General features: G+C 35.9%; 24 protein-coding genes. 14 read left to right on the forward strand and 10 right to left on the reverse strand.

Annotation, left to right across the window (positions count from 1 at the left end):
* Positions 1 to 30: 30 nt before the first annotated feature.
* The 3 genes from DDY94_RS11545 to DDY94_RS11555 all read left to right on the forward strand — a co-directional run bounded on the left by DDY94_RS11545 (position 31) and on the right by DDY94_RS11555 (position 3,098).
* On the forward strand, positions 31 to 858 hold the full coding sequence (locus tag DDY94_RS11545) for a M48 family metallopeptidase (RefSeq protein ID WP_111684268.1): 828 nt from the start codon (positions 31 to 33) through the stop codon (positions 856 to 858).
* Positions 859 to 927: 69 nt separating this feature from the next.
* Entirely contained in the window at positions 928 to 2,262 is a 1,335-nt protein-coding gene (locus DDY94_RS11550) for an MFS transporter (RefSeq protein WP_111684269.1), read from the forward strand.
* Positions 2,263 to 2,507: 245 nt separating this feature from the next.
* A complete protein-coding gene (locus DDY94_RS11555; RefSeq protein ID WP_111684270.1) occupies positions 2,508 to 3,098 on the forward strand; it encodes a DUF4136 domain-containing protein in 591 nt (196 codons plus the stop codon).
* 75 nt (positions 3,099 to 3,173) lie between these two features.
* On the opposite strand, the gene DDY94_RS11560 is transcribed toward DDY94_RS11555, so the two are convergent.
* From DDY94_RS11560 to DDY94_RS11575, 4 genes are all read right to left on the reverse strand, one after another.
* Positions 3,174 to 3,890, reverse strand: coding sequence for a head GIN domain-containing protein (locus DDY94_RS11560; protein WP_111684271.1), 717 nt, complete (start codon positions 3,888 to 3,890; stop codon positions 3,174 to 3,176).
* Positions 3,891 to 3,964: 74 nt separating this feature from the next.
* Entirely contained in the window at positions 3,965 to 5,053 is a 1,089-nt protein-coding gene (locus tag DDY94_RS11565) for a DUF4097 family beta strand repeat-containing protein (protein WP_111684272.1), read from the reverse strand.
* Positions 5,031 to 5,600: a hypothetical protein gene (locus tag DDY94_RS11570; RefSeq protein WP_111684273.1), complete on the reverse strand. Its 570-nt coding sequence runs from the start codon at positions 5,598 to 5,600 to the stop codon at positions 5,031 to 5,033. The genes DDY94_RS11565 and DDY94_RS11570 overlap by 23 nt, the downstream gene beginning before the upstream one ends.
* Before the next feature lie 11 nt (positions 5,601 to 5,611).
* Positions 5,612 to 6,163 carry an RNA polymerase sigma factor gene (locus tag DDY94_RS11575; protein WP_111684274.1) on the reverse strand — a complete coding sequence of 184 codons (552 nt, stop codon included), beginning with the start codon at positions 6,161 to 6,163 and terminating at the stop codon, positions 5,612 to 5,614.
* A gap of 228 nt (positions 6,164 to 6,391) precedes the next feature.
* On the opposite strand from DDY94_RS11575, the gene lon reads away from it, so the two are divergent.
* From lon to cmk, 4 genes are all read left to right on the forward strand, one after another.
* Positions 6,392 to 8,845 carry an endopeptidase La gene (gene lon / locus DDY94_RS11580; RefSeq protein WP_111684303.1) on the forward strand — a complete coding sequence of 818 codons (2,454 nt, stop codon included), beginning with the start codon at positions 6,392 to 6,394 and terminating at the stop codon, positions 8,843 to 8,845.
* On the forward strand, positions 8,829 to 9,626 hold the full coding sequence (locus DDY94_RS11585) for a LysM peptidoglycan-binding domain-containing protein (RefSeq protein WP_111684275.1): 798 nt from the start codon (positions 8,829 to 8,831) through the stop codon (positions 9,624 to 9,626). Before lon ends, DDY94_RS11585 begins: the two co-directional genes overlap by 17 nt.
* A 73-nt stretch (positions 9,627 to 9,699) precedes the next feature.
* The gene (gene porQ / locus DDY94_RS11590; RefSeq protein WP_111684276.1) at positions 9,700 to 10,731 is read left to right on the forward strand and encodes a type IX secretion system protein PorQ; all 1,032 of its coding nucleotides are present in this window, start codon (positions 9,700 to 9,702) and stop codon (positions 10,729 to 10,731) included.
* Positions 10,715 to 11,413, forward strand: a complete 699-nt coding sequence (gene cmk, locus DDY94_RS11595) for a (d)CMP kinase (protein ID WP_111684277.1) — start codon at positions 10,715 to 10,717, stop codon at positions 11,411 to 11,413. The genes porQ and cmk overlap by 17 nt, the downstream gene beginning before the upstream one ends.
* Positions 11,414 to 11,476: 63 nt before the next feature.
* On the opposite strand, the gene DDY94_RS11600 is transcribed toward cmk, so the two are convergent.
* Positions 11,477 to 11,854 (reverse strand): LysM peptidoglycan-binding domain-containing protein, encoded by a 378-nt coding sequence (locus DDY94_RS11600; protein ID WP_198658951.1) that lies wholly within the window; start codon positions 11,852 to 11,854, stop codon positions 11,477 to 11,479.
* 338 nt (positions 11,855 to 12,192) lie between these two features.
* Between DDY94_RS11600 and rpsA the strand changes: the two genes are divergently transcribed.
* From rpsA to DDY94_RS11625, 5 genes are all read left to right on the forward strand, one after another.
* Positions 12,193 to 14,028, forward strand: a complete 1,836-nt coding sequence (gene rpsA, locus DDY94_RS11605) for a 30S ribosomal protein S1 (RefSeq protein ID WP_111684279.1) — start codon at positions 12,193 to 12,195, stop codon at positions 14,026 to 14,028.
* A gap of 124 nt (positions 14,029 to 14,152) precedes the next feature.
* Positions 14,153 to 14,692: a bifunctional pyr operon transcriptional regulator/uracil phosphoribosyltransferase PyrR gene (pyrR, locus tag DDY94_RS11610; protein ID WP_111684280.1), complete on the forward strand. Its 540-nt coding sequence runs from the start codon at positions 14,153 to 14,155 to the stop codon at positions 14,690 to 14,692.
* A gap of 12 nt (positions 14,693 to 14,704) precedes the next feature.
* The gene (locus tag DDY94_RS11615; protein ID WP_111684281.1) at positions 14,705 to 15,634 is read left to right on the forward strand and encodes an aspartate carbamoyltransferase catalytic subunit; all 930 of its coding nucleotides are present in this window, start codon (positions 14,705 to 14,707) and stop codon (positions 15,632 to 15,634) included.
* Positions 15,635 to 15,637: 3 nt separating this feature from the next.
* Positions 15,638 to 15,970: a ribonuclease Z gene (locus DDY94_RS11620; protein ID WP_111684282.1), complete on the forward strand. Its 333-nt coding sequence runs from the start codon at positions 15,638 to 15,640 to the stop codon at positions 15,968 to 15,970.
* Positions 15,971 to 15,973: 3 nt separating this feature from the next.
* Positions 15,974 to 16,879: a ribonuclease Z gene (locus DDY94_RS11625; protein ID WP_111684283.1), complete on the forward strand. Its 906-nt coding sequence runs from the start codon at positions 15,974 to 15,976 to the stop codon at positions 16,877 to 16,879.
* On the opposite strand, the gene DDY94_RS11630 is transcribed toward DDY94_RS11625, so the two are convergent.
* Positions 16,876 to 17,289 carry a hypothetical protein gene (locus DDY94_RS11630; RefSeq protein ID WP_157957308.1) on the reverse strand — a complete coding sequence of 138 codons (414 nt, stop codon included), beginning with the start codon at positions 17,287 to 17,289 and terminating at the stop codon, positions 16,876 to 16,878. The two genes, DDY94_RS11625 and DDY94_RS11630, sit on opposite strands and share 4 nt — an antisense overlap.
* 85 nt (positions 17,290 to 17,374) lie before the next feature.
* Between DDY94_RS11630 and pdxH the strand changes: the two genes are divergently transcribed.
* Both pdxH and DDY94_RS11640 read left to right on the forward strand, forming a co-directional pair.
* Positions 17,375 to 18,022 (forward strand): pyridoxamine 5'-phosphate oxidase, encoded by a 648-nt coding sequence (gene pdxH / locus DDY94_RS11635; protein WP_111684285.1) that lies wholly within the window; start codon positions 17,375 to 17,377, stop codon positions 18,020 to 18,022.
* Between the two features lie 196 nt (positions 18,023 to 18,218).
* Complete coding sequence (locus tag DDY94_RS11640; RefSeq protein ID WP_111684286.1) at positions 18,219 to 18,713, forward strand: CAP domain-containing protein; 495 nt, start codon at positions 18,219 to 18,221, stop codon at positions 18,711 to 18,713.
* Positions 18,714 to 18,852: 139 nt separating this feature from the next.
* On the opposite strand, the gene DDY94_RS11645 is transcribed toward DDY94_RS11640, so the two are convergent.
* The 4 genes from DDY94_RS11645 to DDY94_RS11660 form a co-directional block, all read right to left on the reverse strand.
* Positions 18,853 to 19,320, reverse strand: coding sequence for a hypothetical protein (locus tag DDY94_RS11645; protein ID WP_111684287.1), 468 nt, complete (start codon positions 19,318 to 19,320; stop codon positions 18,853 to 18,855).
* Between the two features lie 141 nt (positions 19,321 to 19,461).
* On the reverse strand, positions 19,462 to 21,363 hold the full coding sequence (locus tag DDY94_RS11650; RefSeq protein WP_111684288.1) for an OmpA family protein: 1,902 nt from the start codon (positions 21,361 to 21,363) through the stop codon (positions 19,462 to 19,464).
* A 12-nt stretch (positions 21,364 to 21,375) separates the two neighbouring features.
* Entirely contained in the window at positions 21,376 to 22,311 is a 936-nt protein-coding gene (locus DDY94_RS11655; protein WP_111684289.1) for a PorP/SprF family type IX secretion system membrane protein, read from the reverse strand.
* A gap of 9 nt (positions 22,312 to 22,320) precedes the next feature.
* On the reverse strand, positions 22,321 to 26,525 hold a 4,205-nt coding region (locus DDY94_RS11660), incomplete at its 5' end, for a gliding motility-associated C-terminal domain-containing protein (protein WP_111684290.1).

The following is a 26,525-nucleotide window of genomic DNA, read 5'->3' on the forward strand; positions in this document are numbered from 1 at the left end:
ATTTTTAATAACTACATTAAATCAATAGCAATGAATTTTAAAAAAGCACTTGTCTACATAGGGATACTTGCCGTGATTATATCATGTGCAACTAATCCATTTACTGGTCAGAAGACCATAGCCTTGGTTTCAAACGATCAATTATTTCCGTCTTCCTTTGCTCAATACAATCAGGTTTTAAGTGAGAGTAAAGTTGTTACAGGAACTAAAGATGCTGAAATGATAACACGTGTGGGGCAACGCATTGCAGTTGCAGCAGAACGATGGTTAAACGCAAATAATTATCAAGGTTATTTAGATGATTACAGATGGGAATATAAGCTGATAGAATCTGAACAAGTGAACGCATGGTGTATGCCAGGTGGAAAAATTGCTTTTTACACTGGAATATTACCAATAGCACAAAATGAAACTGGTGTTGCGGCAATTATGGGACATGAGGTAGCACATGCTTTAGCAAACCATGGCCAGCAACGTATGAGTAAAGGATTAATACAGCAAATTGGTGCTGCAGGAGTTGCGATTGGTACAAGCGGAGGTTCGGCAGAATCTCAACAAGCTTGGATGCAAGCCTATGGTATAGGTTCAAGTCTTGGAATTCTGGCTTATAGTAGAAAGCACGAAAACGAAGCTGATAAAATTGGTTTATATCTTATGGCAATTGCAGGTTATAATCCAGATGAGGCGGCAGAGCTTTGGAAACGTATGAAAGCGAATAGTGGAGGGCAAGCACCGCCAGAATTCTTAAGTACACATCCAAATAATGATACTAGAATTTCAAATCTTACAGAATTAGCACCGAAAGCGAAAGCTGAAGCCGAAAAGTACGGTGTGACGTCATTCCGACCTATAAATTAATACGATATTAAATTATAATTAACTATTTTAGAAGCTGCTCAATTAGGGCAGCTTTTTTAATTTTCAGATATGAGTAAACTAGAAAAAGGAAGTAAAAAACTTTTGCACGCATGGGCATTTTATGACTGGGCAAATTCTGTATATCCATTAGTAATTTCTTCAGCTGTTTTTCCAATATTTTATGGTGCGTTAACTATAATTAAGGACGAAGAAACTGGGAAAATATTAGATGATACAGTTCAGTTTCTTGGTTATGAGATAAATAACGACTCGTTAATCAGTTATGTAACAGCCTTTAGTTTTCTCATCGTTTCTTTCTTGTCACCAATTCTATCTGGGATTTCAGATTATGTTGGTAATAAGGAATCATTCATGAAGTTCTTTTGTTATTTGGGTGCAATTTCGTGTATTGGACTCTATTGGTTTTCAATTGAAAATATAGTCTTTGGGATGGTTTGCTATATTTTTGGTCTTGTTGGTTTTTGGGGAAGTCTGGTATTCTATAATTCCTATCTGCCAGATATCGCTTATCCTGAACAACAAGATAAAGTAAGTGCCAAGGGATTCTCGCTAGGCTATATTGGGAGTGTAATATTGTTGGTTGTTAATCTAGTTATGATATTGAAATATGATTGGTTTGGCTTTCAGAACGACGCTCAGCCTACACGAATCGCCTTCATTATGGTTGGTGTCTGGTGGATTTTATTTGCACAATACACCTTTAGGTATTTGCCAACTGGAACCAATGAAGGTCATAAAGTCACAAAGACGGTTCTCGTTTCTGGATTTAATGAATTAAAGAAGATATGGCATGCCCTTAAATCAAATAGAATATTGAAACGCTACTTATCAGCATTTTTTATTTACAGTATGGCGGTACAAACAATAATGCTGGCAGCAACATATTTTGCAGTAGAAGAGCTCGATTGGGGAACTCAAGATTCAACAACCGGTTTAATAATTAGTATTCTGCTTATTCAATTAATTGCTATAGTTGGCGCTAACTATACGGCCAAACTTTCAAAGAAAATAGGCAATATAAAAGCCCTTATCTCAGTGATTGCCATTTGGATATTAATATGTGGTTTCGCCTATTTTATAAAAACGCCAATACAATTCTATATTACTGCGGCTTCTGTTGGACTCGTAATGGGAGGAATTCAAGCGCTTTCGCGATCAACCTATAGCAAACTCATTCCTTTCGGTTCGGAAGACACCGCGTCTTACTTTAGCTTCTATGATGTTGCAGAAAAGATTGGTCTTACTATTGGCTTATTCCTTTATGGATTTGTGGCTCAGATCACCGGTAGTATGCGCTATTCTATTTTATTTCTAATTACCTTTTTTATTATCGGGCTTCTGATTTTGAATACCATTAAAAACGTCAAGATCTCAGAAGAATAAATTTTTTGAATAGAGAACAAATCGGATATTGTTGTTGTCATTTTCTAGGCATTTATGCCTAAATCTGATTAACATAAAAATAACAGTTTTCTATAATCCTGATAATCAATTAAGTATTATCTTTAAATAACTGTCATTTGATTTTCAGCTGCTTTATTTAAATAATCACTAAATGTGAAATGGTTTATTGAGTTGTAAATCAAATATTTAATTAACTAATTTATTACTTAATAAACACATTAGCTATGAAACATTTATTTAAACTATTCTCTCTTTTTGGGCTCCTCATTATTATGAGTTGTGCTTCAAATATTAGATCAAAAAAGTACACAGATGACGATTTTAACAAATTTAAAACATTTGCGTATTTACCTAATACTTCTTTTAGTATTGAAGAATTTAATACTTCAGAGGACAAATCAATAGAAGCTTCTTTAATAGCAACTATGAATGATAAAATGGTAGAAAAAGGCTTTAGTATTGATACTGGAAATCCAGATTTACTTGTTTTGTTAAGTACTTCAAATGAAATTAAAAGTAATCTTCAAAATACACGTAATAATTATGAACAAGCCCCTTCTGGTGGAAGTACCTCAGGAGCTAGTCCTAATTACGCTGCGATAAGTTCAACAGATTACAAACGCTATTTTAGCAATAGCGAAGATGCGCTTTACAATAAGCCTTATAAAAAGGGAACATTAATTGTACAAGTGTTCAGTAAAGCATCAAAGGAATTGGTTTGGGTAGGAATTGCCGAAGACTTCAAAGCACATATATCAGATCAAACTCTGATGACAAGAATGATTAGCGAGATCTTTGAGGAGTTTCCTATTTGATTAAACTTAGAAATAGAAATAAAAAAGGACAAGCTTAGCGCTTGTCCTTTCATTTTTTTGATTGGTCTTAACGGTCTAGTTGCTTACGCTTCCAGAGCCTGAAACCTTTGTATCCTTCGATGTTGGTGTTCCTGAATATGAAACATCACCAGATCCTGCTATACGGACTTTTAATGCACCATTACATACTACACTCACGTCGCCCGAACCAGATATTTTGGTAGTTACATTTTTGCTATCAAGACCTTTACTTTCAAAATCACCAGATCCGGCAATATTTGTTTCGAGGTTTTGCGCTGATCCACTTAAAGAAATATCTCCAGAACCTGCAATATTACTCTTAACAGAATCGGCTGAAATGTTAAGATCAATATCACCAGAGCCTGCCAAAGACACCTCAAAATCATTAGATCTAATTGTTCCTGAGTTTTCAACATCACCTGAACCCGCTAATGCTACATAGCTAATAGATTCGTATGGTACGGTGATCTCAATTGATTTAGATGGTTTAAGATTCACACCTTTTTTGGTCTTAATATGAAGTTTACCATTTTTTACCTCGGTAATAATATATTCCATAAGGTTAGCATCGCCTTTTATTTTGATGTTTCCTTCGCTTCCTTCAACAAGCTTAATGTCCATTGAGCCTGCAGCACTAACGCCATCATAATCGCCAGTTGATCTCGATTCTGTAGTAATGTTTCCATCACCTTTCACTTTTTTCCATTGTGCGCAAGATGTTGATACACATAACAAGAACGCAAATACTGTAATTGATTTTAATAATTTCATCGTTTTAATTGTTTGGTTTTTATTCGTTTTCTATGTTCACCAAAGCCTAGTGCGAAGGTGAATTGATTCTATAATTATTGTTTTTTAAAGCTTACACTACCATGTTGAGTAGTAATAGAAACTGTATTCCCAGAATTTTGTGATCCATGGTAGCCACTATACTTTTTGTGATGACGATCCACGTCTTTATTCACAAAGTTGAATCCTTCAGAATCTCTTAATGAACCATGTTGGAAATCGAGCTTGAAATTAAAATTGAAGCTTGAATCGTAGCCCAAAGTTATACCCGTAAACTGTGATTTAATATCTACAGAATTCGCTTTTGAAGCAATCCGTGAAATCTTTAAGGAACCGTGACTTGTATTTAAGTTTGCTGTTTTAAATAGATTACCTACTCGCGCAGTTAAGTGCTGGGCTTTTCCATCTAATTCATTGACATTGTCGATCTTTAATGAACCGAAAGAACATTTAAAATCTACGTTTTCAGCTACTTCAATAATTGACTTCGTGTGATCTGCTTTTAGATCCAGATTTTCAACTTTGGCAACAGTAAAATCACTATGTGTTGTAGAGATATTGCCTTGTTTGATATATTCAAAGTAACTGTTTTTAGTATGGTTGAATTTAATATCGTTAGTATTAGACAATAATTCTTTCGTGGTGATTTTTCCGTGATCACATCGAATATTGGCAGCACCTTCTAATTTATCTAGATTAATAGTACCAAATTTGTTCTTAAGGTCTACATTATTCGACATTGGTATCTTAATTACATAATCGATTTCCATTTTGAGGTTCATCTTTTTACCCCAATTCCACCAATTATTTTTGGTTTTCTCGATCTTAGTAATGGCCTCTACCATGCTCGAACTAGAGCTAAACTCTACGTCTATACCTTCTAGTCGTTCTTCGACCTTTTCATTGTTATTTCCACTAACTTTTATTGAGATGTCAAACTCAATTCGGTTTTCATCCCAGGTTATAACATTTAAGTTACCAAAGGAATTACTCACCTTTAAAGTGGCATTGCTACTTACGTTAAAAGACTTTTTAATGGTCTTTTCTTTTGTGACTTTTCCTGCATCAACACCAGTATTTGCTAATGCAATAAAAGGAATGAGCAAAAAGCACAAGACTAATTTATATGGTATTTGTTGTTTCATCAGTATTGGTGTTTAGTTGTTTTATTTTTTCAATTTCTTCGAGTACTACATTCAAAATATCAATCCTACTTTGGAAATTACTGATCATAGCATAAATAACACGCTGATCGTTTCCGTTTTCGGTAAGACTCACTTTTAAATCTTCGTAATCGTTTTCTAATAGTTTAATTTGTTCAAGAGCATCTGTTACTATTTGCTGGGTTAGTGGTGAACGCTCCTGGTTTAACTTTTTTAATTCAGTTTCAATGGTCGCGGTAAAGAAATCTTGCGTTTCGGACATTTCAGGAGAAACACTAGCCAGATCCATAACTTCGGAATCGCTATTGATCGCAGTGAATGCAGTGAAACAAATTACTAGCGAAGCAGCAATGGCTAAGAATGGTTTCCAATTAAAACCAGATGAAGATTTAATATCACTTACGTCTGAAGTAAGTTGATCTGCATTCAATTTATTTAAAAACCGTTGCTGATGACCCCCATTTGGCTCATTGATATCAAATTCACCTTGCAGGTCGTTAAACAGATCGTCTATTCTATCATTTTCCATTATTCTTTGTTTTAAACAGTTTGCACTAGTTTTTTACGTAAACTTTCTTTAGCCCTCGAAATCATAGTTCTACAATTGGCGTAAGATATATCCATGATTTCGCAAATTTCTTCATAATCATAACCTTCAATGAGATGTAATGACAATCCTAAACTATAATTGGGTTTTAAGGTCTTCATAACACTCATAATGTGTTTTACTTTATCACGTTTTTGGTCATGTTCTTTAATGCCGTTATCGTCTTCAACTTTATACATCACTTGTTCTAGAGGCACTTCATTTTGCTTTATGGTTTTATTGTAATGTGCAATACTATTATTTACGACTATACGTTTTAACCATGCACCAAATAAGTTGGTGTCTTCTAGTGTATTCAGTTTTGTAAATGCGGTCAAAAATGACTCTTGCATTATATCCTCAGCCTTGTAAGAATCCTTTACAATTCTTAAGGCTGTGTTATACATGGCTTTGTTATATCTGTTGTAAACTTCCAACTGCGCACGTTGGTTACTAGATTTACAAAGCAATAATAACTGTTCGATATCTTGATTGGTTGATGTCAAAAAAACAATTGCTTTGGTATAAAGATGAAACGTTTCATGAAGTGTTACAGTTTAACCGAAAAAACTTTTAATTTTTCTAAAGGTAATGGCACAACAATTGAAATTATATAAGTGTGAATAACTTTGAATATCTTCTAATGTGTTGATATTCAGTATAAAGTTAATTATTAATACTTTTAAACAAATGCTAATCTGAAATTTTTAATGACAGATTGGCTTAAAAATAATATGAAGAAATCAAATTTTTTAAGTCTTGACAGTTTGTCATTTCAGGATTTTGACGAGAATTCAGAATTAATTCCGTTGATGACACCTGAAGACGAGGAACTTATAAATAGTGAGTCTTTACCCGAATCTTTACCCATTTTACCGCTTCGAAATACAGTTTTATTTCCTGGTGTTGTAATTCCGATTACTGCAGGAAGAGATACTTCTATTAAACTGATAAATGACGCTAATAAAGGCGGAAAAGTTATCGGTGTGGTAGCACAAAAAGATGAGTCTGTAGAAAAACCTTCAGCACAAGATATATACAACACCGGAACGGTTGCAAGAATCTTGAAAGTTCTTAAAATGCCTGATGGTAATACTACAGTGATCATTCAGGGGAAAAAGCGGTTTCAAATCAATGAACTAATTTCAGAAACGCCATATCTAACGGCGAAAATTTCCGACTTGCCCGAAAGTAAGCCCGACAGAGATAATGAAGAATTCAATGCAATTATTGATTCTATCAAAGATCTGTCTTTAGAAATTATTAAGGAAAGCCCAAACATTCCAACGGAAGCTTCATTCGCTATAAAGAATATTGAAAGTAATTCCTTTCTTGTCAACTTTGTGTCTTCTAACATGAATTTAAAAGTTCAGGAAAAACAAGAATTACTGAAGGTTAATGATCTAAAAGAGCGTGCGCTTCAAACCTTGAAGTTCATGAACCTCGAATATCAAAAACTTGAACTTAAAAACGACATTCAGAGCAAGGTTCAAAGCGATATGAACCAGCAGCAACGCGAGTATTTCTTGCATCAGCAAATGAAAACCATTCAGGAAGAATTGGGTGGTGGCGTCTCTTATGGCGAAGAAATTGAAGAAATGCGCGAGCGTGCAAAGACTAAAAAATGGAATGAGAAGATCAAATCGCATTTTGATAAAGAATTAGCCAAAATGCAACGTATGAATCCTCAAGTTGCAGAATATTCCATCCAACGCAATTATTTGGATCTGTTTTTAGATTTACCTTGGAATGAGTTTAGTGAAGATCAATTCGATCTTAAACGCGCCATGAAGATCTTAGATCGCGATCATTTCGGATTAGACGATGTTAAAAAACGTATTATCGAATATTTGGCTGTTTTGAAGCTTCGCAACGATATGAAGTCACCGATCCTTTGTTTATATGGACCTCCTGGTGTTGGTAAAACATCTTTAGGAAAGTCAATTGCAGAAGCTCTGGGCCGAGAATACGTGCGTATCTCCTTAGGAGGACTCAGAGATGAAGCCGAGATTCGTGGTCATAGAAAAACATATATTGGTGCCATGCCAGGTCGAATTATTCAAAGTTTGAAAAAAGCCGGAACTTCAAATCCGGTGTTCGTTTTAGATGAAATCGACAAGCTCTCAGCAGGGCATCAAGGTGATCCATCCTCAGCTATGCTCGAAGTATTAGACCCTGAGCAGAATAGTGAGTTCTATGATAATTTCCTTGAAATGGGCTACGACCTTTCTAAAGTGATGTTTATTGCTACCTCAAATAGTCTGAATACCATTCAACCTGCTTTGCGAGATCGTATGGAAATCATCAATGTGACTGGTTACACGATCGAAGAAAAAGTAGAGATTGCTAAACGCCATTTGTTACCAAAGCAATTGAAGGAGCATGGATTAGACGGCAAAGCCCTTAAAATTGGCAAGCCACAATTAGAAAAAATTGTTGAAGGTTATACCAGAGAATCGGGTGTTAGAGGTCTTGAAAAGCAAATCGCAAAAATGGTGCGTTATGCCGCAAAGAATATTGCGATGGACGAAACTTACAATGTGAAAGTTTCGAATGAAGATATCATTGAAGTCTTAGGAAGCGCGAGACTTGAACGCGATAAATATGAAAACAATAACGTTGCCGGAGTTGTTACAGGATTAGCTTGGACGCGTGTAGGAGGCGACATTTTATTTATAGAATCGATCCTTTCTAAAGGAAAAGGCAGTCTAACGATTACTGGTAATTTAGGAAAGGTCATGAAGGAATCGGCAACCATCGCCATGGAATATATTAAGGCGAATGCCGACCATTTTGATATCGATCCTGAAGTATTCGACAAGTATAATGTACACATTCATGTACCAGAAGGTGCCACTCCAAAAGATGGACCTAGCGCTGGTGTCACAATGCTAACCTCTTTGGTCTCGTTATTTACTCAACGAAAAGTGAAGAAAAGCCTAGCCATGACAGGCGAAATTACTTTACGAGGAAAAGTATTACCTGTTGGAGGCATTAAGGAAAAGATCCTTGCGGCGAAGCGTGCTCGAATAAAAGAGATCTTACTATGTGAGGATAATAAGCGAGACATTGATGAAATTAAGCCTGAATATCTAAAGGGCTTAACATTTCACTACGTGAAAGATATGAGCGAAGTTTTAGATATTGCCATTACAAATCAAAAAGTAAAGCATGCAAAGACGCTATAGAATAAGGCTTTCGGTTTTTATTGCTTTAGTGTTCGGGTTATTCTCATTTGCTCAGGATACTTCAAAATATAAGGATGTCTTGCTAGATGGAAAACCAGCAAAATTGAATATTGAAACTGGTGAGATCATTTTGGTTAGTGATATGATCAAGGATGAATCAGTAAAAGCTGATAGTCTTCAGATGACTAAAGTTGAAATTAAGGATTCTGTAACTGTAAAAAGTACTTCGGATTTTCACACCGTACAGGAAAAGGAAACACTTCTCGATATCGCAAATAAATACAATACGACGCTCACCGAACTAAAGCGGCTCAATAATTTGGAAACCACTTTAGTTGATAAAGGTCAAATCATTAGAGTTCGAGAGCTCGATATAGAAACATTGCCCGAGGTTGTAGAAGTTGTGGAAGAAGTAGAGCCAGAAGCTGAGACGGAAGAGGTAACTTCTAGTCGAACGAAATACATGAAGAGCTCTACAGATTTTCATATCGTTGAAGAAGATCAAACCTTGTATAGCATATCAAAACTTTATGGACTTACTGTAGATGCACTAAAAACTAATAATGGACTAACTTCAAACCTTATCATTGTGGGTCAAGAACTTCGCATTGCTAATTTTAATGAACAGATCGACGAAGATCTTTCTACCTGGATCGTTTCCAAAGGAGATACCTTATATAGTATCGCACGGAAAAACGGACTAACAGTTGATGAGCTCAAAGCCCTTAATGATCTTAGCAGTAACCTTATAAAAGTAGGGCAGACGCTAAGGCTAAAGTAGAAAAGAACTTCACCCAAAAAATAAAAAAATCATATCATCGTTTTAAGATAGATTTATTTATTTTGCAAAATCTATGATAAAGAGGGTTACCCAATTCTGTTTTATGCTTTTAGCATTACCAATGTTTGCGCAATTGGGTGGCGAATCTACTTATCAATTCCTCAATTTAGTGTCCTCGCCAAGACAAGCTGCTCTAGGTGGTAAAATCATCACCAATTTTGATCACGACGTTACTGAAGCTCTCTATAATCCGGCTTCATTGAATTGGCAAATGCACAATCAATTAGCAGTAAATGTTTCTAGTTTTTTAGGCGGAATAACCTACGGAACTGCGGCTTATGCTTATACTTGGGACAGACATGTACAGACCTTTCATTTTGGGGTAACCTATATTAATTACGGGACTTTTGATGGTTACGATGTAAACGGAATGCCAACAGGAACATTTAGCGGAAATGAAGCGGCGATCTCAGCCGGCTATAATTATAATATTCCATTTACAGATTTCTATATAGGCGCTAATTTAAAGATCATTACATCTTTGTTAGAGCAATATAACTCCGTCGGAGGTGCTGTTGATATTGGTTTTATGTATATTAATGAAAAATTAGATTTTCATGCAGCATTGACTGTTAGAAATTTGGGCACCCAGTTTACAACATATGCAGGTCAAAATGAGCCATTGCCATTTGAAGTTAACTTCGGAATGTCTCAAACTCTAGAAAACGTCCCAATTCGTTGGCATTTGACCTTAGAGAATTTACAAGAGTGGCCTATTGGTGTTTCTAACCCTGCTAGAGCTACTACTGATCTTGATGGTAATCAGACGCAGGAAAAAGTAGGATTTTTGAATAATACGCTGCGTCATTTAATTTTGGGTGCAGAACTTTGGCCAGATCGTGGATTTAATTTGAGATTTGGTTATAACTTTAGAAGAGCTGAAGAATTGCGAATTGTTGACCAGAGGAATTTTTCTGGATTGTCTGTCGGTGTTGGAATTAGATTAAACTCAATGCGATTTAGTTACACCCACGCTAGGTACACATCCGCCTCTAATACAAGCTTTTTTGGACTTCAAATAGATTTAGATGGAAGAAGAAGGTAAGAACAAAATTATCATTGCTATTGATGGCTTTTCTTCAACAGGAAAGAGTACCATCGCCAAACAATTGGCCAAGCAACTAAATTACATTTATGTTGATACTGGTGCCATGTACAGAGCAGTGACCTATTTTGCTTTGGAAAATGAACTAATTGGTGAATCGTTTTTTCATGAAGAGGAATTAATTAATAGGTTACCAGAAATTCATATCACCTTCAAGTTCAATGAAGAATTAGGTTTTGCAGAGGTGTACTTAAATGGTGAAAATATTGAAAAATCAATAAGAACACTCGAAGTTTCTCGATATGTGAGTCTTGTTTCAGCCGTTTCAGAAGTAAGACAAAAGTTGGTGGAACAACAACAGATCATGGGAAAAGACAAAGGGATCGTGATGGATGGCAGAGATATCGGAACGGTTGTATTTCCCAAGGCCGAATTAAAGATTTTTATGGTCGCCTCAGCAGAAACAAGAGCACAAAGGCGCTACAAAGAACTGTTAGAAAGAGGTCATAATCTAAGTTATGATGATGTTCTAGAAAATGTTACAACTAGAGACCGCATAGATTCTACGCGTGAAGATTCACCTTTGGTTAAAGCCGAAGATGCCCTTGAAATAGACAATTCTGACTTGACCATAGAATCTCAACTAGACAAGCTCTTAAAACTTGCTCAGGAGATGATATAAAAAAAACGACGCTTCGATTACATGAAGTAATCAAAGGCCGCTTTTTAAATAAGTTTGTCTTAATTATAGATTCGGAATAACTAACTCCTGGTCTGGGTAAATGAGATCCGGATTTTTAAGAATATCAGTATTAGCTTCAAAAATTTCCTTGTACTTCATAGCATCGCCATAATAATGCTTAGCAATTTTACCTAAAGTTTCTCCTGAAGCCACTGTATGTCTAGCATAAACTGATTCATCAGCAACTCTAATATCAGCCTTTATATCTGAAGGATTCTCTCCACCTGCAGCTTTGATAGCATCCCAAAGTAAATTCTTTTCATACTGAGTAGCAGCAGTACCTTTAACTTTTAGTACGCCGTTGTCCTCGCTAACATCTCCGTTTTGAATGTTTAATTTTTCGCCCAAGTCTAGTACAGCTTGGTATTTAGCTCTAACCATAATTGTATTGATTTAAGATTAATAGTAATTGTAAATATACCAATTTTTAATGCTAATTAATGCCATTATATTGATATCTATTTTTAAGACACATAATTTTTTGCAAAGTCACACGAGACGTTTTTTTATAGCATTTTTGCTGTTTACGTCGGAATCTTAGATAATCCTCAATAAATAGAGTTGTTTTAATTTGTTAATTGTTTGAAAATGATTAATTTTGCGCTCCTTTTTAGCGGACTTGTGAAAGTAAGAAAGGGAAATGAAATCAAATAATTAATTAGCTTCTGTAGGGTTTCCGCACAACTTTCAAAACTACAGAATACAAATTTTAATCAGCAATGGCTGACAAGAAAACAAAAAAGGCTGAAGTTGAAACAACTGAAGCTACTCAAGTTGAAGCTCCAGTAATCTCTGAAGCTCAAGCAAATCCAGAAAAATTCTTAAAGGAGTTCGATTGGCACAATTACGAAGAAGGAATTGAGCAAGTAGCGGACAAGAAATTAGCAGAATTTGAAAAATTAGTATCTGAAAACTTCGTTGATACTTTAGATGACGAAGTAGTAGAAGGTGAAGTAATTCATATTACAGATAGAGATGCTATTATCGATATCAATGCAAAATCTGAAGGCGTAATTTCTCTTAATGAGTTCCGTTACAATCCAGATCTTAAAGTTGGTGACAAAGTTGAAGTATTAATTGATGTACGCGAAGATGCAACAGGTCAGTTAGTATTATCACATAGAAAAGCTCGTGTAATCAAAGCATGGGATCGCGTAAACAACGCACACGATTCTGGTGAGATCGTAAATGGTTTTGTAAAGTGCAGAACAAAAGGTGGTATGATCGTAGATGTATTTGGCATTGAAGCATTCTTACCAGGTTCTCAAATTGATGTAAAACCAATTAGAGATTACGACCAGTATGTAAATAAAACTATGGAATTCAAGGTGGTTAAAATAAACCATGAGTTCAAAAATATCGTAGTATCTCACAAAGCGCTTATCGAAGCAGATATCGAAGAGCAAAAGAAAGAAATCATTGGCCAGTTAGAAAAAGGACAAGTATTAGAAGGTGTGGTTAAAAACATCACTTCTTATGGTGTGTTCATCGATTTAGGTGGTGTAGATGGTTTAGTTCATATCACAGATTTATCTTGGTCACGTATCAACCATCCAAATGAGATCGTTGAGTTAGATCAGAAGTTAAATGTTGTGATCTTAGACTTTGATGAGAACAAATCTAGAATCCAGTTAGGTCTTAAGCAATTATCTAAGCACCCTTGGGAAGCTTTAGGTGAAGAAGTTAAAGTAGGTGACAAAGTTAAAGGTAAAGTAGTCGTTATTGCAGATTACGGTGCGTTTGTTGAAGTTGCTGACGGAGTTGAAGGATTAGTGCACGTTTCTGAAATGTCTTGGTCTACACACTTACGTTCTGCTCAAGACTTTGTTTCAGTTGGAGATGAGATCGAAGCTCAAATCTTAACTTTAGACAGAGAAGATCGTAAAATGTCTTTAGGTATTAAGCAATTAACACCAGACCCATGGACAGATATCACTGCTAAGTATCCTGTTGGATCTAAGCATTCAGGTATTGTACGTAACTTTACTAACTTCGGTGTATTCGTTGAATTAGAAGAAGGTATCGATGGATTAATTTATATCTCAGATTTATCTTGGACTAAGAAAATTAAGCACCCATCTGAATTCTGTAATGTAGGTGATAAGTTAGACGTCATCGTATTAGAATTAGATGTTGAAGGTCGTAAACTATCTTTAGGTCATAAGCAAACTACTGAAAACCCTTGGGATAAATACGAAAAAGACTTCGCTTTAGGTACATCTCATACTGCGGCAATCACTGAGGTTGTAGACAAAGGTGCGACTGTAGCTTTTAACGAAGATATCGTTGCGTTTGTACCTTCACGACACATGGAAAAAGAAGATGGTTCTAAGCTTAAGAAAGGCGAAGAAGCAGAATTCAAGATTATTGAGTTCAATAAAGAATTCAAACGTGTGGTAGCGTCTCATACTGCAGTATTTAAAGCAGAAGAGGCTAAAATCGTTAAGCAAGCTGTTAAGAAGGCTGAAGCTCAGGCAGCTGAAGCTAAACCAACTTTAGGTGACGCTAACGATGCCTTACAAGCACTTAAAGATAAAATGGACGGAAAGAAATAATTTCCTATCATTTGAATGATATAAAGCCTTTCAATTTTTGAAAGGCTTTTTTTATGCATATGTATAAATTTGAAACTCAAATTATTTAACTTAACTTTGCCAACCAATAACGTTTGGATACTGCATGAGTCAAAAAGTATTACTCAACTCTAAGGAAGTCAATATTATACTACATCGATTGGCTTGCCAACTTATTGAAAACCACGATGATTTTTCTGAAACTGTATTAATTGGAATTCAACCAAGAGGTAAATTTCTAGCGGATCGCTTAGCACAAATGTTGACCGAAGATTATAAGATTAAGAACATCCAATTAGGTCATTTAGACATTACTTTTTTTAGAGATGATTTCAGAAGAGGTGACAAGCCATTAGAGGCCAATACAACTGAGATAGATTTTATTGTAGAAGATAAAAATGTGGTTTTTATTGACGATGTTCTGTATACTGGCCGTAGCATAAGATCGGCACTTACAGCCATTCAGTCGTTTGGTAGACCAAATAACATCGAGTTATTGACATTAATAGATAGACGATTTAGTAGACATTTACCTATTCAACCAAATTATAAAGGTCGACAAGTAGATGCTATTGATCACCAAAAAGTAAAGGTGAATTGGGTAGAAAATGAAGGTGAAGATACCGTTTACCTTATTGATAATTAGAAAATTAAAACTATGAGTGAGCTTAGTGTAAATCACTTATTGGGCATTAAATACTTAACAAAGGAAGATATAGATCTAATCTTTGAAACGGCCGATCAGTTTAAGGAAGTGATCAATAGACCGATTAAGAAAGTTCCCTCGCTCCGAGATATTACTATTGCCAATTTATTCTTTGAAAATTCAACACGAACTAAATTATCGTTCGAATTGGCCGAAAAGCGTCTTTCTGCTGACGTTATTAATTTTTCAGCATCACAGTCGTCCGTAAAGAAAGGTGAAACCCTAATTGATACCGTAAACAATATTTTATCAATGAAGGTGGATATGGTTGTTATGCGTCATCCTAATCCCGGTGCAGGCGTATTTTTGTCAAAACACGTTAATGCCAGTATTGTTAATGCAGGCGACGGTGCTCACGAACACCCAACCCAAGCACTGTTAGATTCTTATTCAATAAGAGAAAAATTAGGAACGGTTAAAGGTAAAAATGTAGTGATTGTTGGCGATATTCTGCATAGTAGAGTAGCGCTCTCTAATATTTATGCTTTGCAATTACAAGGTGCAAATGTTAAGGTTTGTGGTCCAAAAACGCTTTTACCAAAGTATATTGAAGAACTTGGTGTAAAAGTAGAAACCAACTTAAGAAAAGCCCTTGAATGGTGCGATGTGGCCAATATGCTGAGAGTACAGAATGAACGCATGGATATCAGTTACTTTCCAACGACTAGAGAATACACACAGCAATTTGGAGTCAACAGAGAATTATTAGACAGTTTAGACAAAGAAATAGTGATTATGCATCCAGGTCCTATAAATAGAGGTGTAGAAATTACTAGTGATGTGGCGGATTCTAAGCAAGCCATAATTCTAGATCAGGTTGAAAATGGTGTTGCTGTTAGAATGGCGGTTATTTACCTCTTAGCTTCAAAAATAAAACAGTAGACTATGATTATCGATAGAGACGGAAATATTACCATAATTGCTCAAGAAAAGGCCTCAGTAAAGACCTTAGTGAATAATATTGAACAGTCTTATCATAAATATAAAAACTACCATCTTATCATAAGATTATCGAGTCTTGAAAAAATTAAGCTCGAGGATATTATCGAGTTCTTACGTCTCAGTAATAACCATCGTAATGATAAAAAGTCATTTGTTGTTGTCTCAGATCAGGTAGATCTAGATGAAATGCCAGATGAAATAGTTGTGGTCCCAACCATCCAAGAAGCCTATGATATTATTGAAATGGAAGACATTGAACGCGATTTAGGGTTTTGATTTATGAAGTTAACCATCCTAGGCTGTCATAGCGCTACTCCACGTACCAATACCAATCCGACCTCACAAGTTTTAGAAATAAAAAACCACATGTTTCTTATTGATTGTGGTGAAGGAACGCAGGTTGAACTACGTCGAAATAAAGTAAAGTTTTCAAGAATAAAACACATTTTTATCTCGCATCTTCACGGCGATCATTATTTTGGATTGATCGGTTTGGTTAGTACTTTTCAATTGTTGACACGAGAAACAGAGCTTCATATCTATGGGCCAAAAGGGATTAAAGAGGTGATTACACTTCAACTTAAATTATCGCAATCCTGGACGAGCTATCCATTATATTTTCATGAGCTCACTTCAAAAGAGTCTGAGTTGATCTTCGAAGATGATAAAGTCGAAGTTTATACAATTCCTTTAAAACATCGTGTTTATACCAATGGATTCTTATTCAAAGAAAAAGAGAACGAGCGCAAACTAGACATAAATGCTGTATTAAATGCCAATATCAACGTAGCTTACTATCGTAAATTGAAACAAGGTGCAGACGTTGAAAATGAAGATGGTATTTTAATTAAAAATGAAACTGTAACGAAAGATCCTGTTCCGGCAAAAAGTTATGCTTATTGTAGTGATACCGCTTATAATGAAGCTATACTACCAATTATTAAAAATGCGACGGTGCTCTATCACGAGTCTACATTTTTAGATAAAAATGAAGTGCTTTGCGAACCTACCAAACATAGTACCGCTAGACAAGCAGGAAGAATTGCAAAAAAAGCAAATGTTAGTCATTTAATATTAGGGCATTTCTCTACGCGCTATAATGGCTATGACGAATTTGAAGCTCAAGCCAAAGAAGAATTTGAAAATGTTTTGTTAGCCAAGGACGGTAAGCAGTTTGAGTTTTAATTGAATTCCTTCAAATGCTGCACCCAATTTATGGCCTCTTCTAGACTTAAAGCACGCTTCATAGGAATAGATGCCATTTGTTTTTCAATATTCGCATTAAGGTAGGTTGAATCGCGATAACTAACGATAGAAGCAGCAATTAAAATACTATCATCTTTATCAAAATAAGACCAAAGCACAGGATCAATAGAATAGGAGTGAACGCGATTAGCGATATAAGCTAAGGTTTTATGATTTCCGTAATACGCTCTAAGAGAATCTAATAGACTATTAAGTTTGTCCCAGTTAAAATGTTCACCTTCATTAACCTCCATAATGAAAAAATTATCGAACAAATAATAAGATCCAAAATCTAATATAACTTTATCGTAGCTTAAGGTTTTTGAAAAGTGGGAATCTTCAAATCTCATGTTAGGTTGAAACTTGTTGGTCATAGGCTTCCAAAGCTACACTTTTTTTGATAGAAACAAAATATTGAATTAATTTCGCAATATGATGGAGAAAGACCTTAGTGATTACAGAAAATCTTACGAAAAAGGGGAACTATTATTGAATAATGTTCCCGAGAATCCGATAGAATTATTTCGAGATTGGTTTATTGAAGTAGATACGCATTTTAATGTAGAAGAAACCAATGCTATGACTATTTCGACAATTGGCTTGGATGGCTATCCTAAAAGTAGAGTAGTGTTACTTAAAAAATACACACACGAAGGCTTTATTTTTTACACCAATTACGATAGTGAAAAAGGGAAGGCCATAACAAATAACCCAAATGTGTGTTTGTCCTTTTTCTGGCATTCTGCAGAGCGACAAATAATTATTAAAGGTAGGGCTGAAAAAATAGCTGAAAATTTAAGCGACGGTTATTTTGAATCGCGTCCGCGTGGAAGTCAATTAGGTGCTATTGTTTCTAATCAGAGTGAAGTCATTGCCGATAGGAAAGTTTTAGAGGATAAATTGAAGGCTCTCGAATCTAAACTTGAAGGTCAAGAAATTGAAAGACCAGTAAATTGGGGTGGCTTTATTGTGAAACCAGTTGAACTCGAATTTTGGCAAGGAAGGCCAAATCGTTTACACGATAGAATACGTTATCAGTTGCAAGAAGACTACAATTGGAAGATCGAACGACTTTCTCCATAAGCCCGAGTTATTTATCCGATAAAAAGACATAAATAATCGGCTAAAAGCTTAAAATTCTCTTTTCAACGTGCATTTAATCGATGTTTTGCAAAATATTTCGACGAAATACATGTTTTTAATCGATTTTAACATTTCTTTAACGAATATACATAAGTAGGCTACTAAATTAGTAATCCCAAACCTAAATAACCTACTTATGAATGCTGCTAAACTACTGCCATTTCTGGCTATTGTTGCCCTTTTAGGCTTTACGTCATGTTCATCTGAAAGTATAGAAGAACAAATAGATGCTATTGAAGTTCCAGTTGCGCCTGAGGCGAAACTCATCGAAATTGAGATCATGGAACTTATTAATGCCCACCGAATCACTCAAGGCTTACCAACATTAAATGACCACAATACGGTTAAAGCTGTAGCGTTTACGCATACAGATTATATGATCGAGGTAGATAATGTATCACACGATAATTTTTTCCAAAGAAAAGAGAGCTTACAAGTAAATGCTAATGCCAATGTGGTTTCAGAGAATGTAGCTTATGGATTTAATTCAGCAGAAGGTGTAGTTAATGCTTGGTTAAACAGTCCAAGTCATAGAGATAATATAGAAGGCGATTATACAGATTTTGATATTTCCGCCGAACAAAATAATGAAGGGAAATGGTTTTTTACCAATATCTTCATTAAGCGTTAAACCGCATAAAAAGTTGATTAATAGCAGCAGAAAGCCACAACGGAAGTTGTGGCTTTTTTTAGTTTAATTAAAAAGAGTAGGATTTTATAAATTCTAAGTAAAATTAGATTCCTATTAAAGATTCTATAGGTATTAGTGACTATTTTTTCCGTGATTCAAATTCACCTAGCAACTTGTTCAACATCTTTGAATCTTCGCTACTAATCAGACCTAATTGTTGTGAAACTACAATCATGTCTATTACATGGTTGTAATCATGAATATTATTTATTGTACCTCGTTTGAGAATTTTTTTGAGTTTATTTTCATATTTATAGTTAAGGTTTTCTTCCTCCAATTTTTTCCAGAAATAAGCTACTGTCTCGCCCGATCCATCTATGAAATAGGTAAAAACATCTTCAATACGGTATTTTAAAGATTTAAGGTTTTTACTTTCTGGACTTGTATTTATAATCTCATTTTTCCATTCTTCATGAATACTCACAATCCTATCAATTTGACTTTGATTCATACCCACTGGCATATACTTCTGAAATGATTCAATAGCGATGTCAATAACAATTAATAGTTTTTTAGATTCTTCGTTATAAGCTCTTCTTTTATCCAATTTTCAAGATTATGGCTGTTTCAATCATAAATTTAATTAATAATTAAAAAAGCTATCACTCTTTATCAATAAGTAAATATTTCAAACAAAAAAGCAAGCCCAAAAGAGCTTGCTTTCACTTAAGTAATTTTGAGGGTAAAATTAATCGTTCACAATGTAGAAGTAAGAACGTCTGTTTAATTGATGGTCTTCTTCTGAACATTTTACACCGTTAGCACATTTGTTGAGTAATTGGGTTTCACCATATCCAATTGCGCTTTCAATTCTGTTAGGATCAATTCCTCTCGAAATGATATAATCTCGAGTCGATTTTGCCCGTCTGTCTGACAGCTTCAAGTTGTAGCGATCTCCGCCACGACTGTCTGTATGCGATTCAATTTTAATAACCATTGTAGGATGCTTACGCATTACATCTACTATATTTTCTAATTCGTATTGTGCATCTGTTCTAATATTCCACTTATCGAAATCAAAGAAAATTGGGTTAATAACGATCTGATTATCGATAATCAAGGGTTCTAGGTTAAGATCTACAGTGTTCACTTTATCGTTATCTGTTGTCGTTGTCAAAGATTGTTGGTCATCTTTATAATCGGGTTTACTACCCACAACAGTATATGTCTTATTACAGTCTACAGTAAAGGTGTATTCGCCATTTTCAGACTTTAGTTCGTCAACTACTTTACCGGTTTCATCAATAAGTCTGATGGTCACATTGATGAGCGTAACATTAGATTTACTATCGCGCGCGGTACCAGCGATTTCTTGCTTACATTGTTGCGCGTTGAAGCTGTAAATATCGTCACTTCCTTTACCATTTGGTCGGTTAGAGGAGAAGTATCCTTTCTGAGTGTCTGAGTTTACAAAATATGCAAAATCATCATAGCCACTATTATAAGGTGAGCCCATATTCTCTGGGTCGGTACGAAAGCCTTTTAAAATGTCTGATCTGAAAATATCAAGCAAACCTAAATTTAGATGACCATCGGAAGAAAAGTATAATGTAGAATCCTTAGCCACAAATGGAAACATCTCACGACCTTCAGTATTTACTTTTTCACCAAGATTTTCTGGTGTTCCATACGAACCATCGTCATTTATAGAAACTGAATAGATATCAGACTGGCCAAGGCCTCCTTCACGATCAGAAACAAAATATAAAGTCTTATTATCTGGACTTAATGCTGGGTGACCTGTAGAAAATACTTCATCATTAAATGGTAATTCTACGATATTTGTCCATTGATCGTTTTCTAAAGTCGCCTTATAAAGTTTTAAATGTGTGGTTCCTTTTTTATCGTATTTTAAACGGTTACGCTTGTTAACGTTATCGCGCGTAAAATAAAGGGTTTTACCGTCGTTTGTTAAAGCTACAGAGGCTTCGTGATATTCTGTATTCACCGCTTCACCAGATAGTTCTGATGCCGTACCATAAGAGATAACACCATCATCGTCTGTAAGTGCAACCTGATATAGATCTAGAAATGGTTCTTTATTCCAACTATAAACTTTACCGTTGTCATTTCTAGCAGATGCAAAATAAAGCTGATCGTCATAAATGTATGCACCAAAATCTGAGTTTTCAGAGTTAAATGCCAGATTATCAATTCTAACAATCACCTCATTCTTTGAGGTTAATTTATCATAAATATCTACTTCATCGGGATTATAACCTTTAAGTCGGCTGTCGCCTTGCTGAGCCGCACTCAGTTCTTTAAACCACTTATCGGCTTCCTCATAGTTTCCAATACTTCTTAAGGATTGGATATATTTATAAACATATTCTGCGTCGATTTTTTTATAGGCTTTTAAAGCTTCGCCATACCAATAAGCCGCTTTCTCAGAATTTGAATTATTATAATAAGCATCACCAAGTCGTGTCAATACGTGAGCACTATCATCACCATTTTCGTAGGCTTTTTCATAAAGCTCAATAGCCTTTATATAGCCATAATTCTTGAAGAATTTATCAGCTAATTTGGTCTGACTGTACGATAGAGAACAGCTTAGTATAAATAAAAATGCTAAAAGTCTTGTTTTCATAATCGTTTCTTTTTAGAAGTATCGAGGTGATTTTATACGTCTACTCTTAAATACTTCAAACATAAGCAGTACTTCGTGGGTGCCACTTGTATAAGCTCTAATATCTGAAATTGGGTATTCATAAGCATAACCAATTCGCAATTGTTTCGAAATTTGAAAATCGGCAATACCACCAATGGCAGCAGCAGATTCGTTAATTCTATAACCGCCACCGATCCAAAAGGTTTCATTAAACAGGAAATTGGCAGAAATATCAAATGATAATGGCGCACCGTTTGTAGCTTTCAATAAAACAGATGGTTTTAGTTTTGTGTTTTCACTAAGATCGAAAACATAACCTCCAGTAAAATAGTAACTTACACGTTCTAAAGCCACATAGTCTAATTGACCTTGTTGCCCATTATTATAATCTGTATTCAGAATTCTCGGCGCAGATAACCCGACATACCATCTTTGAGAGTGCCAGTAAAACCCTGCACCAATATTCGGACTCCATCGATTAGATACATCATTGAAGAATGGATCATTTACAACAGATGGGTCGTTAAGTAACTCTTCATCTAAATTATAATGAGTAAATCCAGCTTTAACACCAAAAGCCAATTCAGAATTTGCACCTGTTCTGATGGTATATGAAAAATCTCCATAGATATATGAGAAGTTTTCATATCCTAACTTATCATTGATAAATGACAAACCTAGTCCAATTTGATCATTCCTTAACGGGGAATGTACAGATAGGGTCTGTGTTTCTGGTCCACCTTCTAATCCAACCCATTGACTACGATGTAGACCAACGGCGCTGAATGTTTCTCTACTTCCTGCATAAGCCGGATTAATAGAGATGGTGTTGAACATGTACTGCGTAAATTGAGGTAACTGCTGTGCAAAGGCAGTTGAAATACCTAATATAAAGATCGCAATACTTAAAAATTTAGATAACTTCATCGGTTAAGTTTATTTATCAGTTGCAACATAGATTGGACCTGCAAATGGTGCTAATCCACTATTTCTTAAATTAACTACATAGTAGTACGTTCCTGTTGGGACTTTTCCTGAGACACCTACAGATGATCCGTGGGCGTCACCATTCCAATCGTTTTGGTAGTTGTTATTCTTATAAATCTCCGCACCCCAACGATTGAATATTTGTAATTCTATTGTGAAACCACAAGGCTCAATACCAGTTACTGTAAAGAACTCATTGTAATTATCTCCATTAGCTGTTACTGTTTTTGAAATCACTACATTATCCTGACCACAAGCTAATACTAAACAATCATCATCAATGGCTACATTAACTTCAACTTCAGTAGGACATGGTCCTTCAGTAATTGCATACTTGAAGGTATAAATACCAACTTCAACCGTTGAAGGATCAAAGAAACTACCGTCTAGTGTAGCACTTCCAGCAACAACGCTCCAAGTACCATTCATATCAAAATCACCTTCTAACAGATCGAATAAATCGAACTCAGCGTCAAGCACACAACGGTTAGCATCGAATGCAGTGATCACATTACTGATTTCAACAGTAATATTTTGAGTGAAAATGGCCTCATTACCACAATCGTCGGTTACGGTCCAGGTTCTTATAATTTCATAGTCGTCAAAGTCATTGGCCTGAGTAGATTCCTCATTGAAATCAACGCTAATGTTATTAGAGCAGGCATCTTCAAATACTAAATTCGGTACATCTGGGATATCATCACAAGCCACCGTAATATCATCGATTGGTGTTACCAATGTAGGAGCAGTGGTATCCTGAACAGTAATGATCTGAATATGAACTTCATCATTACCACAAGCATCAGTTGCAGTCCAGGTACGTTCAATAATATAATCTCCAATACAAGCACCTTCTGTAATAACTTCTTCAAAATCTACAGTAGCATCGCCACAGTTATCAGTGGCGGTTAAAATCGCTGCCTCTGGAACTGAATCACACTCTGCATCCATGTCAGCAGGTAAGCTTTCATTGAATGTTGGGGCCGTTGTATCAATTACTGTAATTGTTTGTGTATGAATTGTCTCATTTCCACAAGCATCAGTTGCTGTCCATGTTCTTACTAGAACGTATTCATTAGCACAACTACCATCAGTAATATCTTCTACTAAGGTCACAGTTGCATCACCACAATTATCGGTTGCTGTTATGGTTTCTGCTGTAGGAACAGCGTCACATTCTAATGTTACATCTGTAGGAAGTGTTACATCAAAAGTTGGCGCCGTAGTATCTTCAATAGTAATTGTTTGAACTAAAGTTGTTGTATTAGCACATTCGTCTATTAAAGTCCAAGTACGTGTAATCACTGATTCGTTAGCACAGCTTCCGGCAGCAACACTGTCAGAATACGTTGCTTCAAGTCCAGTTGAACAATTATCAGCTTCATCAGTCACATCACCTGTGATTGTGAGATCTGTAGGATCTACATCACATTCAATTGTGATATCTGCAGGAACCGTAAAGGTAGGCGCTGTAGTATCTTCAATAGTGATTGTTTGAACTAAAGTTGTTGTATTAGCACACTCGTCTGTTAAAGTCCAAGTACGTGTAATCACTGATTCGTTAGCACAGCTTCCGGCAGCAACACTGTCAGAATACGTTGCTTCAAGTCCAGCAGAACAATTATCAGCTTCATCCGTTACATCACCTGTAATTGTGAGATCTGTTGGATCAACGTCACATTCAATTGTGATATCTGCAGGAACCGTAAAGGTAGGAGCCGTAGTATCTTCAATAGTAATTGTTTGAACTAATGTTGTTGTATTAGCACACTCGTCTATTAAAGTCCAAGTACGCGTAATTACTGATTCGTTAGCACAGCTTCCGGCAGCAACACTGTCAGAATAGGTCGCTTCAAGTCCAGTTGAACAATTATCAGCTTCATCCGTTACATCACCTGTGATTGTTAGATCTGTTGGATCAACGTCACATTCAATTGTGATATCTGCAGGAACCGTAAAGGTAGGAGCCGTAGTATCTTCAATAGTAATTGTTTGAACTAAAGTTGTTGTGTTAGCACATTCATCAGTTAAAGTCCAAGTACGTGTAATTACTGATTCGTTAGCACAGCTTCCGGCAGCAATACTGTCAGAATAGGTTGCTTCAAGTCCAGTTGAACAATTATCAGCTTCATCCGTTACATCACCTGTGATTGTTAGATCAGTAGGATCAACGTCACATTCAATTGTGATATCTGCAGGAACCGTAAAGGTAGGAGCCGTAGTATCTTCAATAGTAATTGTTTGAACTAATGTTGTTGTATTAGCACACTCGTCTATTAAAGTCCAAGTACGCGTAATTACTGATTCGTTAGCACAGCTTCCGGCAGCAACACTGTCAGAATACGTTGCTTCAAGTCCAGCAGAACAATTATCAGCTTCATCCGTTACATCACCTGTAATTGTGAGATCTGTTGGATCAACGTCACATTCAATTGTGATATCTGCAGGTACCGTAAAGGTAGGTGCTGTAGTATCTTCAATAGTAATTGTTTGAACTAAAGTTGTTGTATTAGCACACTCGTCTGTTAAAGTCCAAGTACGTGTGATTACTGATTCGTTAGCACAGCTTCCAGCGGCAACACTGTCAGAATAGGTTGCTTCAAGTCCAGTTGAACAATTATCAGCTTCATCTGTCACATCACCTGTAATCGTTAGATCTGTTGGATCAACGTCACATTCAATAGTAATATCTGCAGGGACCGTAAATGTTGGCCCTCTAGTATCAACAACAGTAATAATTTGAACTTCAGTTGCTAAATTATCACAATCATCAAATAGTCTCCATTTTCTGTGAATTTCGAATGAATTAGGACAACTTCCAGGTATGATTATATCTTTATAATCGGCTTCTAATCCTGTTGAACAGTTATCTGCCTCATCAAACACATCTCCAGTTATAGTAAGATCATTTGAATCTACATCACATTCGATAGTTATTGGATCAGGAACCGTAAATGTTGGAAGAGTCGTGTCTACCACAGTAATGGTCTGATCTGCAGAAACGCTATTACCACAAGCATCAGTAGCAGTCCAAGTTCTAGTAATTACTTTAGTGATTCCACAATTTGCAACTTCACTATCAGAGAATGACACATTAGGTGAAGCACAATCGTCAGTTGCAGTTGCAGTTCCTGTATTAGCAGGAGATTCATCTTCAGTACATTCAATGGTTACATCAGCTGGAATTGTTAATACAGGATCAACTGTATCTATAATAGAGTAGGTGGCAGTTGTGCTAGCAGCATTTCCACACTCATCGGTTGCAGTAAATGTTACAGTTATTGCACCATTTGCACAATCTACATTGGTATTAGCACCATAATCGTTAGACCAAGTTACATTTCCACAAGTATCGTTTGCTGTAGCACCAGCATTATTAGCAAGCCAAGCTTCTAAAGTTCCATCAGGTGTTACACCACACTGAATAACAATATCACTTGTATTTGTATTATCAATTGTTGGAGGTGTCGTATCGATAACAGTAATGGTCTGATCTGCAGAAACAGCGTTACCACATTCATCAGTTACTGTCCAAGTACGCACAATAGTTTTTGTATTACCACAAGCTGCAGTCTCAACATCAGACTCAGTGATAGTTACTGTACCACAAGTATCAGAACCTGTAGCGACACCAGTATTGGCAGAAGACTCATCATCAGTACACTCAATAGTGATATCGGCAGGAACATTAATAATAGGATCAGTCGTATCGATAACAGTAATAGTCTGATCCGCAGAAACAGCGTTTCCACACTCATCAGTTACTGTCCAAGTACGCACAATAGTTTTCGTATTACCACAAGCGGCAGTCTCAACGTCAGACTCAGTGATGGTCACTGTACCACAAGTATCAGAACCTGTAGCGACACCAGTATTGGCAGAGGACTCATCATCAGTACACTCAATAGTGATATCTGCAGGAACATTAATAATAGGATCAGTCGTATCGATAACAGTAATAGTCTGATCTGCAGAAACAGCGTTACCACATTCATCAGTTACTGTCCAAGTACGCACAATAGTTTTCGTATTACCACAAGCGGCAGTCTCAACATCAGACTCAGTGATGGTCACTGTACCACAAGTATCAGAACCTGTAGCGACACCAGTATTGGCAGAAGACTCATCATTAGTACACTCGATAGTGATATCGG

Origin of the sequence: Winogradskyella tangerina (assembly GCF_003260205.1) — a bacterium.
Lineage (GTDB): Bacteria > Bacteroidota > Bacteroidia > Flavobacteriales > Flavobacteriaceae > Winogradskyella > Winogradskyella tangerina.

What these genes read in the sequence shown, in the direction of transcription:
- DDY94_RS11545 (WP_111684268.1), top strand. Translation starts at nt 31, where the DNA reads ATGAATTTTAAAAAAGCACTTGTCTACATAGGGATACTTGCCGTGATT.
- DDY94_RS11550 (WP_111684269.1), top strand. Translation starts at nt 928, where the DNA reads ATGAGTAAACTAGAAAAAGGAAGTAAAAAACTTTTGCACGCATGGGCA.
- DDY94_RS11555 (WP_111684270.1), top strand. Translation starts at nt 2,508, where the DNA reads ATGAAACATTTATTTAAACTATTCTCTCTTTTTGGGCTCCTCATTATT.
- DDY94_RS11560 (WP_111684271.1), bottom strand. Translation starts at nt 3,890, where the DNA reads ATGAAATTATTAAAATCAATTACAGTATTTGCGTTCTTGTTATGTGTA.
- DDY94_RS11565 (WP_111684272.1), bottom strand. Translation starts at nt 5,053, where the DNA reads ATGAAACAACAAATACCATATAAATTAGTCTTGTGCTTTTTGCTCATT.
- DDY94_RS11570 (WP_111684273.1), bottom strand. Translation starts at nt 5,600, where the DNA reads ATGGAAAATGATAGAATAGACGATCTGTTTAACGACCTGCAAGGTGAA.
- lon (WP_111684303.1), top strand. Translation starts at nt 6,392, where the DNA reads ATGAAGAAATCAAATTTTTTAAGTCTTGACAGTTTGTCATTTCAGGAT.
- DDY94_RS11585 (WP_111684275.1), top strand. Translation starts at nt 8,829, where the DNA reads ATGCAAAGACGCTATAGAATAAGGCTTTCGGTTTTTATTGCTTTAGTG.
- porQ (WP_111684276.1), top strand. Translation starts at nt 9,700, where the DNA reads ATGATAAAGAGGGTTACCCAATTCTGTTTTATGCTTTTAGCATTACCA.
- cmk (WP_111684277.1), top strand. Translation starts at nt 10,715, where the DNA reads ATGGAAGAAGAAGGTAAGAACAAAATTATCATTGCTATTGATGGCTTT.
- DDY94_RS11600 (WP_198658951.1), bottom strand. Translation starts at nt 11,854, where the DNA reads ATGGTTAGAGCTAAATACCAAGCTGTACTAGACTTGGGCGAAAAATTA.
- rpsA (WP_111684279.1), top strand. Translation starts at nt 12,193, where the DNA reads ATGGCTGACAAGAAAACAAAAAAGGCTGAAGTTGAAACAACTGAAGCT.
- pyrR (WP_111684280.1), top strand. Translation starts at nt 14,153, where the DNA reads ATGAGTCAAAAAGTATTACTCAACTCTAAGGAAGTCAATATTATACTA.
- DDY94_RS11615 (WP_111684281.1), top strand. Translation starts at nt 14,705, where the DNA reads ATGAGTGAGCTTAGTGTAAATCACTTATTGGGCATTAAATACTTAACA.
- DDY94_RS11620 (WP_111684282.1), top strand. Translation starts at nt 15,638, where the DNA reads ATGATTATCGATAGAGACGGAAATATTACCATAATTGCTCAAGAAAAG.
- DDY94_RS11625 (WP_111684283.1), top strand. Translation starts at nt 15,974, where the DNA reads ATGAAGTTAACCATCCTAGGCTGTCATAGCGCTACTCCACGTACCAAT.
- DDY94_RS11630 (WP_157957308.1), bottom strand. Translation starts at nt 17,289, where the DNA reads ATGAGATTTGAAGATTCCCACTTTTCAAAAACCTTAAGCTACGATAAA.
- pdxH (WP_111684285.1), top strand. Translation starts at nt 17,375, where the DNA reads ATGGAGAAAGACCTTAGTGATTACAGAAAATCTTACGAAAAAGGGGAA.
- DDY94_RS11640 (WP_111684286.1), top strand. Translation starts at nt 18,219, where the DNA reads ATGAATGCTGCTAAACTACTGCCATTTCTGGCTATTGTTGCCCTTTTA.
- DDY94_RS11650 (WP_111684288.1), bottom strand. Translation starts at nt 21,363, where the DNA reads ATGAAAACAAGACTTTTAGCATTTTTATTTATACTAAGCTGTTCTCTA.
- DDY94_RS11655 (WP_111684289.1), bottom strand. Translation starts at nt 22,311, where the DNA reads ATGAAGTTATCTAAATTTTTAAGTATTGCGATCTTTATATTAGGTATT.